Below are 16272 nucleotides of genomic sequence, written 5' to 3'. Positions count from 1 at the left end.
CGATGCAGTTATCTTGGTGCCGTAGTGCATTGTATGTGATGGTGCTGGGCTGGCAGGCCATGGCCGGTGCGGCCGAGGCGGATCCATTGACCTGGCGCTGGACGCCAACCTGGCGCACGCTGGAGGCGGCTGTTGGCCAGTATGCCCAGGCGCAGCGATGGCGCACGCCAGCGCAGCGCGAGGCCGTCGCCGATATGAACAAACGCGCCACCGATCTGGCTGCGCTTGGTACCTACCGCGTCTTTACTGGCGACGAAGCGGGAGCGATGCGCGCCATGGATGCCAGTGCTGTGATGCGCGGGGAGACTGCGGCATCGGAAGCGGCGGACTTGACGGCGCTTGACGGCGCTGAGCCGGTCGAGGCGCTGGCCGCCATCGTGGAAGAGGCCAGGTCGCACCAGATCGTCATGCTGAACGAAGCACACCACGTGCAGATGAACCGCGCCTTTGGCATGCTGCTGGCGCGCGAGCTGAAGAAGATTGGGTTCGAGGTGCTGGCGTTTGAAGCCGTCTACCAGGCGCCTGCGCCTGGCGCGCCTATCCTGGGCAAGGCCGGGTTTTATGCGCGCGATCCGCAACTGGCCAATTTCCTGCGTGAGGCCGGCGCTAACGGCTGGCGCATCATCAGCTACGACAACGAAATTGAACAGAGCGACAACGGCAAGGTCCCTTTCCAGTTATGGCGCGAAACCACCGCCGCTCAGCAGATCCTGAAAAAGAGCATCAAAAATGGCCGGCAGCAGAAAGTCTTCATCTATGCCGGTTATAGCCACATTGCCGAACAGCCCGACAGAAAAGGCCAGACTTGGCTGGCGCGCCTGATCAAACAGAGCTCGGGGATTGATCCGCTCACCATCGATCAATCCGGATTCTTCGCGCACCCCGAGCCAGAAGATGAACAGCCTTTGTATGCGCAGATACCGGGAATCGGCACGTCTGGACTGCCGTTTGTGTTAAAACGCGGTGCCCATTCCTACGCCGTGCTCGGCGATTATGCCGGACGGGTCGATATGCAGGTGTTCTTCCCCAGGGCCTTGTCTGCACCGGGCGTAGGGGGGCGTAGCGGCTGGCGCTCGACGCTGCTGGGGCTGACGCCGCGCGCCATCCCTGCTGCATTGCTGCCGGCAAACGGGCAGCGCGTGGTATCGGCATTCAAGAAGAATGAGACGGTCGCCGCCACGCCGGTCGATAGCGTGCTGGTTGAAGCTGGCAAAACGCCGCCGAGCTTCATGCTGCCGCCCGGTGACTTCTATTTCCGCGTCAAGCAGTAAGGCATTGCCGCCTTCATCGTCGGCCAGCGCCTGGCCATCTTTTTCAACCATCACCTCGTCGCCGACCAGCGTATTGAAGACTTCCGACCCTGAGTACACCACCGCGTAGCCATCGCGTACCGCTCACGCTCTGCCGCAGCAAACAGTTAATGGCGTATCTTCATGATGATCTGCTGCCCCACCTTTTCGTTGTAAGCCTTGCATATAGCGCATGGTAAGCTGAATGTAGACCGAGGCCGATAGATCAACCTGTTGAGAACTGCGTGGACACGAACATGGTGGAATCGATGGTGACGGAGTCGTCAGCTTGCACGGCAAAGTATTGGCGCGTCTCTTCAGGTGCGCTGTGCAGCAGGCTGCGGATGGCGATGACGCGGTCGGCGGGCGTGCGCATGCGGGCGGTCCAGTCATCGAACTGCATCGGCAGTTTCCAACTGGTGGTTTTCCTTGCGAAGAAGCCGGCATCATTCAGCATCTGCAGCCATTCCGTAGCGCGATAATCGCGCACATGCGAGGCGTCGCGCAGCAGTTCTACGGCTTGCAGCGTGGTGTCGTGCAGCGCTTGTTCCGGCGCGGTGATATCGATGATGACCACGATACCGTCTGGCTTCAGCACGCGCCTTACTTCGCGCAGTGCGCCAGGGACATCCAGCCAGTGGTGAGCTGAGAAGCGCGTCACCACCATGCTGAACGAAGCATCGATAAAGGGCAGGCTGGCGACGTTGCCTTGCTGCGTGCCGATGTTGTGGTGGCCACGTTCACGCGCGGCGTTGCGGACCACGGTCAGCATTTCGGCGGACAGGTCAAATGCCGTCACGGATTCCGCCACGGGCGCCACGGCAAAGCTGGCGTGGCCGGCGCCGCAGCCCAGGTCCAGCACGACGGGATGTTGGCCCAGACCAGCGGCGATCTCGCGCAACTGCGCCAGGTCGGCGCCTTGCGCATGGACGGTACTGGTCAGGTAGGCACTGGCGGTATTGCCGAACTGTTGGGCGACAACGGCTTGCTGTTGCATGATCTCTCCTCAAAATGGCGCAGTCAGTGCAGAATAGGCGTGTTCTTATCCTGTAACAAGGCAAGGACTTATCCTGGTATAAGGAACTACCATGCAAAGCAAACTTGGCGACTTCATCCGCGCCCATCGTGAACGGACTACGCCGGCCAGTGTCGGCTTGCCAGCGGGCGGCCGCCGCCGCACGCCAGGCTTGCGCCGCGAGGAACTGGCGCAGCTGTGCGAGGTCAGCCCGACCTGGCTGACGTGGCTGGAGCAGGGCAGGGAAGTGGCCGCCTCCAGCAAGCTGCTGGCGCGCATGGCGGAGGTGCTGCATCTGAATGCGGCGGAACGCAGCTACCTGTTCAGTCTGGCCGAACGCCTGGACCCGCAGCACGATGCTGACGCAGGCGAGGCCGACGAATCGTTGGACGCTATCGTTGCCGCTATCGATGCGCCGGCCTATATACTGGACCGGCAATGGGATGCTGTGGCCTGGAACGGCCACGCGCTGGCCTTGTTCGGCGGCTGGCTGGACGTCGAGGAGACTGCGCCTGCGCGCCCCAATCTGCTGCGCTTCATGTTCCGCAGCGCCGCCGCACGGGGCCTGATTGTCGACTGGGATGACCGCGCGCGTCGCCTCGCCGCCGAATTCCGTGCCGACATCGGTAAACACGCCAGCGATACAGTGCTGGCCGCATTGATCGCCGAACTGTCGCAAGACAGCCCGGAGTTTTGCATGCTATGGGCGTCGCAGGACGTCGTCAGCCGCGAGGGCGGACTGCGCCGCTTCCACCATCCCCGCGCTGGCGAACTGAGCTTCAACCAGGTGACACTCCACATAGCCAAGCGTCACGATCTCAAGTTGGTGATGCTGCTGCCTTAGTCTTCAGCAGCTCCGCCAATATCCATTGACATAAGTGCCATTTTTTCTTCTGTATCCATTGACCCAGCATTGTTTTACTGTTGGCGTAGAGGGGATGATTACTGGTGACTCAACTGCAATGTCGTTTGCTTCGCAAGGTTTGCCATCATGGTCACGGTCCAGATAGGTATGTCCAGCAAGGTATAGTGCCTGTGCTACGGACGGCGTCAGCTGTGAGCACTTGTAAATGCCGGTGTCTGGAATAGGTGCTATTGGTACTGCTGAAACAGAAATGCTTACGATTGCTGGGCGGCTAGCCCGGACACCGTCATTTACGGTTAGCGAGAACGTATAAGTACCTACGGCATCAGGGACAAAATAGGGTTTGCTTGCAGATACCGAGGAAAGTGTATTCAGGCTCGTGCTTGGCTTGTTTATCACCGACCATTCATATTTTATCGAATCGTTATTTGCATCGGTGCTCGCGCTGGCATCTAACGTGACAGTAGATTTCATCGTCGTTTGAACATTGCTGCCAGCATTTGCTACAGGGCGATAATTCACGCCGCGTTCGACGTATGCGATACCCTTTTCAACGGTTGAAGCTAATGCGTTTTTGTTCTCTGTACTTTCTGAAAATCCCACAAGCACCTGTGCTCTGGTTAGTCCCAGCTGCATCGCTCTCAGCCAGGAAGCAAGGCCAGCTGCATCTGGATCACGATGTAATGCGTTGTTGTATAACTTGGTGAGGAATAAGGTGTTATCGGGATTGACGCCGTAAAGCTGTTGGAACTCAGCGCTCCCCACAAAACTTTCGGCAATGGTGACAAGTGAGGTACCACTATCCAGTATTGCAAGCCAATGACCCAAACCGGCGAGATCTGGTTTTCGGTTAAACGCGGCTTGGTAGAGACGGTAGATCTGGCTGCTGTAGTCGACGTCCAAGGCGAGCGATACGTCGGCAAATTGTACTCGTCGCAAAACGCTATAAGAGCGACTAGTGCCATCGTCCGGAATGTTTGTGATGACATAGCCGGATTCTTTGCTCTCTATGAGATATTGAGAGCGATCATTGGGTAGTACGACGTCGTCGTCATCGGCAGTCGGAGATGAACCTCCTTGAGTTCGCTGGGCGGAACGCATTTGAACTGACGATGTATCTGATTGGCCGCCACAGCCAATCAGGCTAGTGGCGATAAGCAGTGCTAGAAGACCGGATTGGTAGCGCATAGAAAATCCAATGTGTAAATTGTAAATATAATAACATATTAATTTCCATTTAGACACTTTGAAGAGTTGTTATAATCCATGCGATAGCGTCATGCGCCGTCCTGGCTCCCAACGTCGCCATCATGACGTTCTCCGTTCAAGGAGCTTCTTCTGTCTTCCGTTAGCCGCCAAGAAAATCTGCGCGCGATCTACGCGATGCTGATTGCCGTTGCCATGTTCTCCTTCATGGATACCACCATGAAGCTGCTGTCCGAACACTATCCCGCCCGACAAGTCACTGCCATGCGCGCATTGAGCTCGCTGCCGCTGCTGTGCGCCTATATGCTGTACCGCGGCGCGTTCAAGGGCATCTTCCGGGTGCGCTGGCCCATGCATTTGCTGCGTAGTGCGCTGGGTGTCGGCATGCTGACCATGTTTGCTTTTGGCCTCAGCATGCTGTCGCTGGCGGAAGCGTATTCGATCTTCTTCATCGCGCCAGCGCTCATTACCGCGCTATCGGTGGTCGTGTTGAAGGAGAAGGTCAGCGCTGGCCAATGGGTGGCAATCGCGGTTGGCTTGATCGGTGTGATTGTGGTGCTGCGCCCTGAAGGGGCAGGCTTCCTGTCGATTGGCGGTCTGGCGATTCTGGGCTCGGCGTTCTGCTATGCGACCACCGCTATCGTCAGCCGCGTGCTGGCGCGCAGCGATACCAACGAGTCCATGATGTTCTGGTATCTGATCCTGATGTCGCTCGGCGGCCTGGCCATGTCTGTGCAGAACTGGGTGCCGGTGCGGGCCGAGGATGGCTGGGTATTGCTGGCATTGGCGCTGAGCGGTTTCTTCGGCCAGCTGGCGATTACGCGTGCGTTCAGCACCGGCAAGGCTTCGGTGGTGGCGCCGTTTGAATATTCCGCACTGGCCTGGGGCGTGGCGATTGACTGGGTGTTGTGGCATACGCTGCCGGATGGCTATACCTTGCTGGGCGCGGGCATCATCATTGCCAGTGGCATTTACCTGGTGCGCCGCGAAGCCGTCCATGTGGAAGCTGAGCACCCTTAACCGCAGTTCGCTATAATCGCTGGATGTTAAAACAACGCACTATCAAAGAACTGGTCCGCACCACAGGTGTTGGCCTGCACTCCGGCACCAAGGTTGAACTGACCCTGCGCCCGGCCGCACCGGATACCGGCATCGTGTTCCGCCGGGTTGACCTGAATCCCATCGTCGAGTTTCCCTCGAGCGCCATGGCAGTGGGCGACACCCGCATGGCGTCGGTGCTGGTCAAGGATGGCGCGCGTGTCTCCACGGTTGAGCACCTGATGTCCGCCTGCGCCGGCCTCGGCATTGATAATTTATACATCGAAGTCAGTGCCGAAGAAATCCCCATCATGGATGGTTCGGCCTCGTCTTTCGTATTTTTATTGCAACAGGCGGGCGTGCTGGAGCAGCCGGCGGCCAAGAAATTCATCCGCGTACTGAAGCCGGTCGAAATCCGCGAAGGCACGGGCGACAAGGAAAAGTGGGCACGCCTGCTGCCGCACGACGGCTTCAAGCTGGACTTCTTCATCGAGTTCAACCACCCGGCAGTGGACGGTACGCAGCAGCGCGCCCAGGTGGATTTCGGCGACGTCTCCTATGTGCACGATGTGGCGCGCGCGCGCACCTTCGGCTTCATGCAGGACGTGGAAATGCTGCGCGGCATAGGCCTGGCACGCGGCGGTTCGCTGGAAAACGCGATTGTGATGGACGAGTACCGCATCCTGAATTCGGACGGCCTGCGCTATGAAGATGAGTTCGTGCGCCACAAGATCCTGGACGCGATTGGCGATCTGTACCTGGTAGGCCATCCGCTGCTGGCCAGCTATGAGGCGCACAAATCCGGCCATGCGCTGAACAACCAGCTGCTGCTGGAGCTGCTCAAGCATCCGGATGCTTATGAAATTGTCACATTTGAGAGCAATGACGTGGCGCCACAATCCTATGTGCGCCAGATGGCGCGCGAGTGGGCGCTAACTTGATTTAGCCTTGTCCGGCGCGGCGGCGGGCCACCATGGCCTTTACCGCGTCGATCAGCGCGCTATTCTGCGGGCTGGCTTCCAATGTGGTGCTGAGCTGGTCGAACGCGTCCACGGCAGCCGGCGGCAGTTCCAGCGAACGCATCTTCTCCTTGATTTCGGCGGCCTTGGTCATCTGCACCTTGAGGCGCACGCCAGTCACCTGCCAGCCGCGCCGCCCCAGCGTGTCTTGTAATTTAGGTAATTGCTGCTTGAGTTTGGCGGCCAAGGCGGTGGTCGGCAGCGATAACAGCAATTGGCCATCCTCAAACGCCAGGATTTCGCAGTGCTTGAACATGGCCGGCAGGGTGTCGGCACAGTCCCTCTGCAAACGCGCCATGCGTTCAACCGCCGGCAGCAAGGCCGCCATGCGGTCGTTGCGGCGCAGGAAATCGGTGGCGCCCACGGCCGTCGGGCGCTTGAGCGAGATGTTGGAGGAGTTGAAACGCATGCGGCGAACCATATCACAGCGCCCCAAAATCGTCACCACCGGGTAAAATCGGTTGATTTTGTGACATTGTGAACGCTTGGACTATTGTTATATAGACCAATAACCCAATGTAGCACCGGACGCGTGATAAAATCACCGTCTTTTGCCATAGTCGAATTCCGTGCGGTAAGGCGTTTTTCCCCTAAACAGGCTTTTTTTAACGGCGTTTTTTCAAGAATTCAAGCATGTCTTTTCTGACCAAGATTTTCGGCAGCCGCAACCAGCGCCTGCTCAAGCAATACCAAAAAACGGTACGCGAGATCAATGCGCTCGAACCGGCAATGGAAAAACTGTCGGATGCCGAGCTGCAAGCCAAGACGCCGGCTTTTAAAGAGCGCATCGCCAATGGCGAAACGCTGGACCAGATCCTGCCGGAAGCGTTTGCGGTGTGCCGCGAAGCGTCCAAGCGCGTCATGAAAATGCGCCATTTCGACGTGCAGATGATCGGCGGCATGGTTCTGCACTACGGCAAAATCGCTGAAATGGGCACGGGAGAGGGTAAAACCCTGACCGCAACCCTGCCAGCCTATCTGAATGCACTGTCCGGCAAGGGCGTGCACATCGTGACCGTCAATGATTACCTGGCACAGCGTGACGCCGACACCATGGCCAAGCTGTACAGCTGGCTGGGTCTGACCACCGGCATCAACCTGTCGCAGATGGAACACGCGGCCAAGCAGCAGGCTTACGCGTCGGACATCACCTACGGCACCAACAACGAATTCGGCTTCGACTACCTGCGCGACAACATGGTGTTCGACGCCAAGGACCGCGTCCAGCGCGTGCTGAATTTCGGCATCGTCGATGAAGTGGACTCGATCCTGATCGACGAAGCCCGTACCCCGCTGATCATCTCCGGCCAGGCCGAGAATCACACGGACCTGTATTACAAGATTAATGAAGTGCCACGCTTGCTGACGCTGCAGGTGGGCGAAGAAACCCCGGACGGCAAAGGCAAGGTCGACGTCCCGGGCGACTACACCAAGGACGAGAAGGCCCACCAGGTGCTGCTGACCGAAGCTGGTCACGAAAAAGCCGAAGCGATCCTGACCAAAATGGGTCTGCTGCCGGAAGGCGCGTCGCTGTACGACTCGGCCAACATCACGCTGGTGCACCACCTATACGCGGCGCTGCGCGCGCACGCGCTGTACTTCAAGGATCAGCACTACGTGGTGCAGAACAATGAAGTGGTGATCGTCGACGAATTCACCGGCCGTCTGATGACGGGCCGCCGCTGGTCCGATGGCCTGCACCAGGCGGTGGAAGCGAAAGAGGGCGTGAAGATCCAGAACGAGAACCAGACCCTGGCCTCGATCACCTTCCAGAACTACTTCCGCATGTATTCCAAACTGTCCGGCATGACCGGTACTGCGGATACCGAAGCTTACGAGTTCCAGGAAATCTACGGTCTGGAAACCGTGGTGATTCCACCTAACCGTCCCTCGCAGCGCAAGGACCGTCAGGACCAGGTCTACAAATCGGCACAAGAGAAGTACAACGCCATGATGCTGGAAATCCGCGAATGCTACGACCGCGGTCAGCCAGTGCTGGTGGGTACTACCTCGATTGAAAACTCGGAACTGCTGTCGGGCATCCTGACCAAGGCCGGCCTGCCGCACAACGTGCTGAACGCGAAACAGCACGCCCGCGAAGCAGAGATCATCGCCCAGGCAGGTTCGCCGAAAGCCATCACCATCGCCACCAATATGGCGGGCCGTGGTACCGACATCGTATTGGGCGGTAACGTTGAAAAACAAATCCAGTTCATCGAAGCCAATCCTGAGCTGAGCGATGCCGACAAGGCGGCGCAAGCGCAGGCGCTGCGCGATGGCTGGCAAGCGCTGCACGAGCAAGTGGTGGCGGCTGGCGGTCTGCACATCGTCGGCACCGAGCGTCACGAATCGCGCCGCGTCGACAATCAGCTGCGCGGCCGTGCTGCGCGCCAGGGTGACCCGGGCATGTCGCGCTTCTTCCTGTCGCTGGACGATCCGCTGCTGCGCATCTTCGCCGGCGACCGCGTGCGCGCGGTGATGGAACGCCTGAAAATGCCGGAAGGCGAACCGATTGAGGCGGGCATTGTGTCGCGCTCCATCGAGTCCGCTCAGCGCAAGGTGGAAGCACGTAACTTCGATATTCGTAAGCAGCTGCTGGAATACGATGACGTTGCCAACGACCAGCGTAAAGTGATTTACCAGCAGCGTAACGAATTGCTGGAAGCGACCGATATTTCGGAGCTGATCCAGTCGCTGCGTCATGGCGCCTTCACCGATCTGGTACGCGAATACGTGCCGGAAGAGTCGGTGGAAGAGCAGTGGAATATCAAGGGTCTGGAAGCTGCGCTGGCATCCGAGTGGCAGATCGACGTGCCGCTGCGTGCCATGCTGGAAAAGGATTCCAGTCTGAACGACGAAGAGATCCTGCACGCCGTGCTGGCGGCAGCGGATGCGCTGTACCAGTCGAAAGTGGATATCGTTGGCAAGGAATCGTTCGGCGGCTTTGAGCGCAACGTCATGCTGCAGTCGGTGGATTCGCACTGGCGTGAACACCTGGCGGCGCTGGACCACCTGCGTCAGGGTATCCACCTGCGCGGCTACGCGCAGAAGAATCCTAAGCAGGAATACAAGCGCGAAGCGTTTGAGCTGTTCGGCCAGATGCTGGACATGATCAAGAACGAAGTGGTCAAGCTGATTATGACCGTGCGTATCCAGTCGCGCGAAGAGATCGACGCAGCGGAAGCCGCGATGCAGCAGTCGCATGTTGAGAACGTGAGCTACCAGCACGCGGACTTCAATCCGAACGCCGCACCGGAAGACCTGCTGGCGCCAACGCCATCGCAGCTCGGCGGCCTGCCGCCAGAGCTGCAAGGCCTGAGCGGCGAGCAGCTGATGGAGCTGGGCCTGAAGGTTGGCCGCAACGATCCATGCCCATGCGGCAGCGGTAAAAAGTACAAGGCTTGCCACGGCAAGCTGGCTTAACCGTTTAAGCCACTCATGAAGACCCGCAGCGCCGCAAGGCCTGCGGGTTTTTTTATGTGTATTAGCTCATACTCGACCTGACACAGGGTGTCTGACTGATGACCGGCAGCATCCGCCCCTGACCTGCTACCCCAACTCGGACCTTCGTGCTTATTGTCGAATTCGCCCCATTGTGGAAGCCCAGCATTCCTAATTTTTAACCTTTCTTTTTGATGTAAAGGTGAAGTCGCGTAGCCAGTATTCCGCAGTACATTGAAGCTGCATTCTCCAATTTCCCATCTTTTCGAAGGAGACCAGCCGCCATCAACTTCGAGTCAGTGTCATCTTCAATATCCTTGCTCCAATATGCGTCACCAATTGCATCAAGCCCTCCTCGGCATATCTCAATGGCACTTTCAAATTTGCGTTGAGAAATCGCGGACTCGCCATCCTTTAGCTGCCTGCTGACTTCCTCAACATCAGGCGAATGCCCTGGAACTATCCCCTCACCATTTTCTCGCAGCCGAGAGGACACAACCCACGCCGTAATCTCTCGGTCACTCTTCTTCATGGCGATGAATGAGACTTTTGTAAATCCCTTGTAGACGAACTTTGCAAACAGAGTATCTCCGGGAAGGACAAACCAGCCAACCATCTTGCAACTTACGTCCGGTGCCGAGTAAAACTGCAACCGTCCATTACCCACGATATCGCGACCAGAGTCGAAATCTGGAATGACGTTTGCAATATTTTCACCAACTTCGTTCAGCTTGTCACAATCGACTCCGGCAAACGCTCTGAAGGGCAACAAAACTAGTGCGATAAATAAAAGCTGGACTCTGCTCATGCTGTGTTTAATTGATAAAATTTTTATAAGGCTAAATGCACACCGGAAGTTTAAGGAAACGGCTGTTTTTGGTTGCGGCATCATCGCTCTAGCACTTGAACCGTATGTTCGTGACCCGTTTTGAACATTTGCGCAAACGCGACTACCTCTTCTAGCGATTCGTTCCGATGACAGGTAGTGATGATGAGATGCTGTCCATTCCCGTCCTCACCAACACAAATCCAGTCCAAAGCATCCTCCCATTTATCAGCGTCCTGACCGAGTACACAGAAGAGCTCAATACGGTCCTGTAGTAATTCACGCAGAAAGCCATCGTCCTGCTCTGAACGATACCCAGATTTCGAAAGCAAAACAATTTTTCCAGAGTGAGCCATATTCTCAAAGGGTCTGTATTTGGCCGGTACACGTCATGTGCATAATTAGTTGTTCAGACGATAGATGCCCTCAATTTCATCCGAGGCCAACTTGCTAAGGCTATCTTCTATGTCAGCTAATAGTGCAGACTCAGGGAAATGTAAGGTGATAATTTCGCCTCCGGGCCGTTCGGCGGTGGTCCGGTAATCGTAGGGTAAGTCGCATTTGTCGCCGAGATAGTCTTCGATGAAGTCAGCCAGCTCATAATCGCCCACAATGACAACGACATGCTCATCGTTGTGCAGTCCGATTTGAATATGAGGTAAAACCTGCTTCATCTTTTCCCTACGAATTCATATAAAAACGCCGACGTGACCGGCAGCTTATGGCCGAACGCAGCCTTCAGCCAATACCCTGTCATTGATAACGCTGCCATTCCGCCCAAACTTTTGAGGCGATATCAGTATATGCCTCAGCAGGTCCGGCAGTTTCAACATCGAACCATTTGCAAAATTCGTCGTGAATTATGTGCTGCACTTCATCTTCAGAACTTGCGTGTCTTAGCCGTGATTATGCTACCGACTTCGGGCTCGTACTCGTCAGTATTCGTTTCAAAATTGATGCCAAGCGGATCGGCTTCAAACAATATCTTCGAGAGCGCATCGAACAGGACAGCATACTCTCTGCGGATAGCCTTCCGCTTCTCCACTTCGGCGCTACTGACCATGAATCTTTTCCTATGTATTGTTACCGACCGGCGGCTCCTGGCCGCCTGCCGTCGAATCCATTTATTCTGGTAAGGATTGGTCTCTCATCCATCGAAACAATTCACCGCCGTACGTATCAGGAACGTTAAATAATGCGTCACCTGTCGTAAGATCCAAAGATCTACTCAATATCTTGATGGGCCCTTGATCAGTTTCCATGCTCCACGGCGACGCCTGAAATAACCTGTCTGGTGGCAGCCGCTCACCCGCTCGATCTAAGTACCAGTCTTCGGGCTCAGACTCAACCAGCTTTCGCAACTGAACCTTTTGCTCCAAATTGAGCAGGAAGATACCTTCAAACGGAGAGCGGATGATTCTAAATTCAAATTTCTGGTTGCTGTGAGTCAATATCATTGAGATCGATAGCGCAGTTGAGTAAATTTTGTCCGCTTCTGGCCGACTCCTGCCTGTCGTGAGCGGCAAAACCTGACCCTTAGCGGAAGTTGAAGTAAAAATGAATGCGCCTAGTCTTCTTCATGCTTTAGAGTTTCCAGTCTCACACCCACTGCCGACAACTTGGCTGTGAGCTCCTGCTCACGATGTAGCGGAATGTCGCCGACCATTAGACCGCCGTCCGATATCAGCTCGTTGCGTAAAGCTCCCAGGGACATAACCCTTGCAGGCAGATGCTCCGCACGAATAACTTTCAGCGCATCTGCAGACACTGGAGGCGCTGCCTTAGCAACGAGAAATTTCGTGTGTATTGAAGAAAATAGTGGCTGACTACACGTGCCCTCTTCAGACCAGCCACAAAAATAGCATTTAATTAAAAACAATCCGCCTTGCGTTTCCATTGAAACGCGAGCGTGACATTGCGGGCAAGACGGCTTCATAAGCCAAGTCCAAGGCGAAATAATTGAGGATACTCAGGGAAATAAGCTGTCATTTAAATCTGTCTAGTGACTGTCTGCTGCTGGCCGAATGTGGGATCGTACATTCTAACCCCAATGCGTAGGTACAAAAAACGCGACAGTTGCTGCAAATAGACCGATACTAACGCCTGTCGAAAATGCGTACGCTACTGGGCCTCTCGACCAAGGAAAATAGTGCCATACGCCCCTGCCAACAAAGGCAAAAACAATTAACATAACTCCGAATAGCAATCGAGTTTGTAGCACATGCGTGAGAGCATAGAACGATAGTGCAGCGGAGCTGACTTTATGCGCTGAATAGATGTTTCAGCGATTCGGCTTCGGGTAGTCCATCGCTCCAGGTGCCCAGTTGCGCCATGCTGGCTTTGGCGAGCTTTTTGCGCACGGGTTGTGGTAACGGACCGAAGCGCCGGGTGAGTTGCCTTTCCAGTAACGCCACGGCGCCTTCCTGGCGGCCTTGCTCCAAACCTTGCTCCAGGCCTTTTTCCAACCCTCTTTGCCACCCTTTGTCGATAAACGACTGTTCCAATGAATTGAAAAGTTCCATCTCATGCTCCTTTTCAAGCTCAACGATCGCCTGCCAGTAGCGTTCCTGATATGGCTCCGGCAGGGCCATCATCCAGTTAATGACGTTGAATAATACGATTATGCGCCGTTTGCTCCACCCGTGCAGATAGAGGAGTTTCGTCAACTGCCATTTGGCGGCGTAGAGTTCTTCCGGGTCATGATGAGCCTGCTGCGTGCGCAAGTGGGCCAGCGTCACCCAGGCAAAAGGGTTGCGCGAGGCGAGCAATTCCTCACTGCGGGCGGCGTAATCGAGCAGCTTGGCGGTGGCGAAGGAAATGCCCATGCTGGTCCCCAGCAACTGGTTGTGAAAAGCGTGCGGACGCCAGTTGGGTTCATCATCGGCCAGTAGCACGAGGCTCGCCACTGGCCGTTCATACTCTTTGAAAATCCGGTAGTTGTAGTCGAGTACGCGCCGCGCCAGCGCGGGATCGCGTTGCGCCTGCACTTCAATGTGGATCAGCACCCACTGCAGGCGACCGTCATGCAGACACACCTCGATCAGTTTGTCCGCGACCAGGCCGTCCGGCGTGTTGCCTACGCCAACCCGCATCAACTCCTTATCGCGGAAGCGTGGCTTCTTTGACCAGTCTATCTGGGCGCTGAGATCGCTAAAGAAAAACCCCATGAAGGCTCTGAAGGCGTGCGTTAGTGCAGCTTTCCACGGCAGGTCGTAGCGTGCGGGAGGGTTCGGCATCTATCGAGTCTACGACCAGGCGCTGGCTGGCCGTATTGATGCGCTGCAAAGCTTATTTGCCGCTGCGTGTGCTGCCCATGGATGCGAGGATAATCAGGCCGATCGCCAGCCATTGCAGTGCGCTCAGATACTCGTCGAGCAGGATCAGCGCAAGGACGGCGGCTACCGCAGGTTCGAGGCTAATCATGATGCCAAAGGACTGGCGCGACAGACGCTTGAGCGCCACCATTTCCAGCGAAATCGGAATCGCGCTGGACAGCAGCGCCACGCCGACACCAACCGCGAGCACCGTCGGCGACAGCAAGGCGCTGCCGACGTGGATGACGCCGACCGGCACCACCAAGAGCGCCGCCATCAGCAGGCCCAGTGGCACTGACAGCCCGCTATGCAAATGACTGGCCCGCTTGCCGAAGACGATATAGGTACCCCAGCACACGGCAGCGGCGATGGCATAGGCAAGCCCGGCCGGGTCCAGCGCCTCGGCACTGGGGACAACGGGCAACAACAGCCCCAGTCCAGCGGCGGCCAGCGCCACCCACAGGAAGTCGATCGCGCGCCGCGACGACAACAGCGCGACGGTCAGCGGCCCGGCAAACTCGATGGCCACCGCTATCCCGAACGGAATCGTACGCAAGGCCATATAGAAGCACAGATTCATCGCGCCCAGCGCCAGGCCATACAAGGCCACCGTTCTGGCATCAGCCCAGCTGAGCTGGCGGCGCCACGGCCGGTAAAACAGCAGCAACAGCAGGGCGGAGAAGCCGACCCGCACCGCTGTCGTTCCCTGTGCCCCGACCAGCGGAAACAGCACGTGCTTGGCCCATGAGGTGCCAATGCCAAGAAAAGTCACGGCGCCCAATATGGCAAGAAAGGGAATCAAAGCACTGCGGGAAGTCGTCATGATGAAATGCCGGTTGAAAACAAAGTGATGAAAGTTTATTGTGTATGCGTGCTTATTTGGACTCGATTTTCACCCAGTTCATGCAACTTTCGCTCACTATGGACCTCGACACCTTCGATCTGGCGATACTGGACATCCTCCAGCGCGACAACACAAGCTCCCAGCGCGAGATCGCGCAGCGGGTGCATTTGTCCGCGCCTGCCGTACAGCGCCGCATCCAGCGCCTGCGGGACAGCGGGGTCATACGCGCCGAGGTGGCCGTGCTGGACGCGACCCTGCTGGGCCGTCCACTGACGTTGACAGTGGAAGTCCACCTGCATGAGGACCACCCGGACCGTTCAGCCGCGCTGCGCGCACGCATCAAAGCCGAACCGGCAGTGCAGCAGTGCTACGTGATTACCGGCGAAGCCGACTTCCTGCTGATCGTCACCGCCGCCACCATGGCGGATTATGAAGCGCTAACCGAGCGCCTGTTTGGCAAGGATGACAATGTGCGGCGCTACCGCACGTCTGTGGCATTGGGATGCCTGAAAGCCGGTTTTCATGTGCCTCTTGGTAACACAAGTTGAATTTCTGCTAGAATTGCGTTACCTACCTTAATTCGGCAGAGAAGCACCTCGTCGAATGCCCCTCGGCCCAAAAATCGCCGATAGCTGATTAATCCCTATCTGTCATTTTTGGAGCATTGCGTCATGCGCATTCAATCTATTTTGTTGTCTCTGTCCGCCGTTGCCGCCTTGAGCGCAGGCATGGCCCAGGCCTCGACCAACCTGGTGACCAACGGTAATTTCGAATCGACCACCAACGGCACCAACAAGCAGCTGTCGTCCGTGATGACGCTGGATGCCCACCGCACCACGCTGACTGGCTGGACCAGCAGCAATGGCAACGACGGCGGCTACAACTTCGTGTTGAGCAGCGGCCTGGCCAATACCTGGGATTCGGCCATCTGGCTGAAGAACAGCTATACCTCGTCGGCCAATGGCGGCAACATCTTCGCTTCCGACGCCCTGTACTACCCTGGCACGCTGTCCCAGTCCATCAGCGGCCTGACGGTTGGCGGCAAATACACGCTGACCTTCGATTACGCGCTGGGCCAGCAGGTGGGTTTCGATGGCGCCAACAGCAATAACTACTGGCAGGTTGGCCTGGGCGGCAGCACCCAGAACTCCACGGCGCTGAGCATTGCCAACGGCGGCTTCAGCGGCTGGAAAACCGCCAGCATGACCTTCACCGCCACCAACGCCAGCGAAGTGCTGTCGTTCCTGGCCAAAGGCGCCTCGCCAGGCGCGCCGCCATTCATGCTGCTCGATAGCGTATCGCTGACCAGCGCCGTGCCTGAACCGACGACCTGGGGCATGCTGCTGGGCGGCCTGGGCCTGCTGGGCTTCGTGGCGCGCCGCCGTTCGCAACAGGTCTGACGCACCCCGCATCAG

At 57.0% G+C, this 16272-nt stretch carries 16 protein-coding genes; 7 read left to right on the top strand and 9 right to left on the bottom strand.

Annotation, left to right across the window (positions count from 1 at the left end; translation table 11 throughout):
- Positions 1-2 precede the first annotated feature (2 nt).
- On the top strand, positions 3-1271 hold the full coding sequence (locus tag GTP58_RS21070; protein WP_161079113.1) for a hypothetical protein: 1269 nt from the start codon (positions 3-5) through the stop codon (positions 1269-1271).
- 244 nt (positions 1272-1515) lie between these two features.
- Here GTP58_RS21070 and GTP58_RS21065 read toward each other — a convergent pair whose 3' ends face one another.
- Entirely contained in the window at positions 1516-2286 is a 771-nt protein-coding gene (locus GTP58_RS21065) for a class I SAM-dependent methyltransferase (protein ID WP_161079112.1), read from the bottom strand.
- Positions 2287-2377: 91 nt separating this feature from the next.
- Between GTP58_RS21065 and GTP58_RS21060 the strand changes: the two genes are divergently transcribed.
- Positions 2378-3148, top strand: coding sequence for a helix-turn-helix transcriptional regulator (locus GTP58_RS21060; protein ID WP_161079111.1), 771 nt, complete (start codon positions 2378-2380; stop codon positions 3146-3148).
- 3 nt (positions 3149-3151) lie between these two features.
- Here GTP58_RS21060 and GTP58_RS21055 read toward each other — a convergent pair whose 3' ends face one another.
- Positions 3152-4357, bottom strand: a complete 1206-nt coding sequence (locus GTP58_RS21055; protein WP_161079110.1) for a DUF4214 domain-containing protein — start codon at positions 4355-4357, stop codon at positions 3152-3154.
- A gap of 177 nt (positions 4358-4534) precedes the next feature.
- Between GTP58_RS21055 and GTP58_RS21050 the strand changes: the two genes are divergently transcribed.
- Together GTP58_RS21050 and lpxC are read left to right on the top strand one after the other, a co-directional pair.
- On the top strand, positions 4535-5395 hold the full coding sequence (locus GTP58_RS21050) for a DMT family transporter (protein WP_255490725.1): 861 nt from the start codon (positions 4535-4537) through the stop codon (positions 5393-5395).
- A 23-nt stretch (positions 5396-5418) separates the two neighbouring features.
- Entirely contained in the window at positions 5419-6354 is a 936-nt protein-coding gene (gene lpxC, locus GTP58_RS21045) for a UDP-3-O-acyl-N-acetylglucosamine deacetylase (RefSeq protein ID WP_161079108.1), read from the top strand.
- A gap of 1 nt (position 6355) precedes the next feature.
- Here the strand turns inward: lpxC and GTP58_RS21040 are convergent, their stop codons facing one another.
- Complete coding sequence (locus GTP58_RS21040) at positions 6356-6841, bottom strand: DciA family protein (RefSeq protein WP_229215682.1); 486 nt, start codon at positions 6839-6841, stop codon at positions 6356-6358.
- A 224-nt stretch (positions 6842-7065) separates the two neighbouring features.
- On the opposite strand from GTP58_RS21040, the gene secA reads away from it, so the two are divergent.
- Positions 7066-9855 carry a preprotein translocase subunit SecA gene (gene secA / locus GTP58_RS21035; RefSeq protein ID WP_161079106.1) on the top strand — a complete coding sequence of 930 codons (2790 nt, stop codon included), beginning with the start codon at positions 7066-7068 and terminating at the stop codon, positions 9853-9855.
- Between the two features lie 196 nt (positions 9856-10051).
- Here secA and GTP58_RS21030 read toward each other — a convergent pair whose 3' ends face one another.
- The 6 genes from GTP58_RS21030 to GTP58_RS21005 form a co-directional block, all read right to left on the bottom strand.
- Entirely contained in the window at positions 10052-10765 is a 714-nt protein-coding gene (locus GTP58_RS21030) for a hypothetical protein (protein WP_161079105.1), read from the bottom strand.
- Positions 10766-11100: 335 nt separating this feature from the next.
- Positions 11101-11373: a hypothetical protein gene (locus GTP58_RS21025; protein ID WP_161079104.1), complete on the bottom strand. Its 273-nt coding sequence runs from the start codon at positions 11371-11373 to the stop codon at positions 11101-11103.
- A 206-nt stretch (positions 11374-11579) separates the two neighbouring features.
- On the bottom strand, positions 11580-11762 hold the full coding sequence (locus GTP58_RS31120; RefSeq protein WP_202413803.1) for a hypothetical protein: 183 nt from the start codon (positions 11760-11762) through the stop codon (positions 11580-11582).
- Positions 11763-12266: 504 nt separating this feature from the next.
- Complete coding sequence (locus tag GTP58_RS21015; protein WP_161079103.1) at positions 12267-12596, bottom strand: hypothetical protein; 330 nt, start codon at positions 12594-12596, stop codon at positions 12267-12269.
- 364 nt (positions 12597-12960) lie between these two features.
- Positions 12961-13935 (bottom strand): DUF4351 domain-containing protein, encoded by a 975-nt coding sequence (locus tag GTP58_RS21010; RefSeq protein WP_161079102.1) that lies wholly within the window; start codon positions 13933-13935, stop codon positions 12961-12963.
- A gap of 52 nt (positions 13936-13987) precedes the next feature.
- Entirely contained in the window at positions 13988-14836 is an 849-nt protein-coding gene (locus GTP58_RS21005; RefSeq protein WP_161079101.1) for a DMT family transporter, read from the bottom strand.
- Positions 14837-14916: 80 nt separating this feature from the next.
- Here GTP58_RS21005 and GTP58_RS21000 point away from each other — a divergent pair, with 80 nt between their 5' ends.
- Positions 14917-15405 carry an Lrp/AsnC family transcriptional regulator gene (locus tag GTP58_RS21000; protein ID WP_161079100.1) on the top strand — a complete coding sequence of 163 codons (489 nt, stop codon included), beginning with the start codon at positions 14917-14919 and terminating at the stop codon, positions 15403-15405.
- 123 nt (positions 15406-15528) lie between these two features.
- Positions 15529-16257: a PEPxxWA-CTERM sorting domain-containing protein gene (locus GTP58_RS20995; RefSeq protein ID WP_161079099.1), complete on the top strand. Its 729-nt coding sequence runs from the start codon at positions 15529-15531 to the stop codon at positions 16255-16257.
- The last annotated feature ends 15 nt before the right edge of the window (positions 16258-16272 follow it).

The sequence above is a fragment of the Duganella sp. CY15W genome, from assembly GCF_009857555.1.
Classification (GTDB): domain Bacteria; phylum Pseudomonadota; class Gammaproteobacteria; order Burkholderiales; family Burkholderiaceae_D; genus Rugamonas; species Rugamonas sacchari.
The sequence above is the reverse complement of the archived record's forward strand: the minus strand, read 5'-3'. Positions and strand labels throughout refer to the sequence as shown.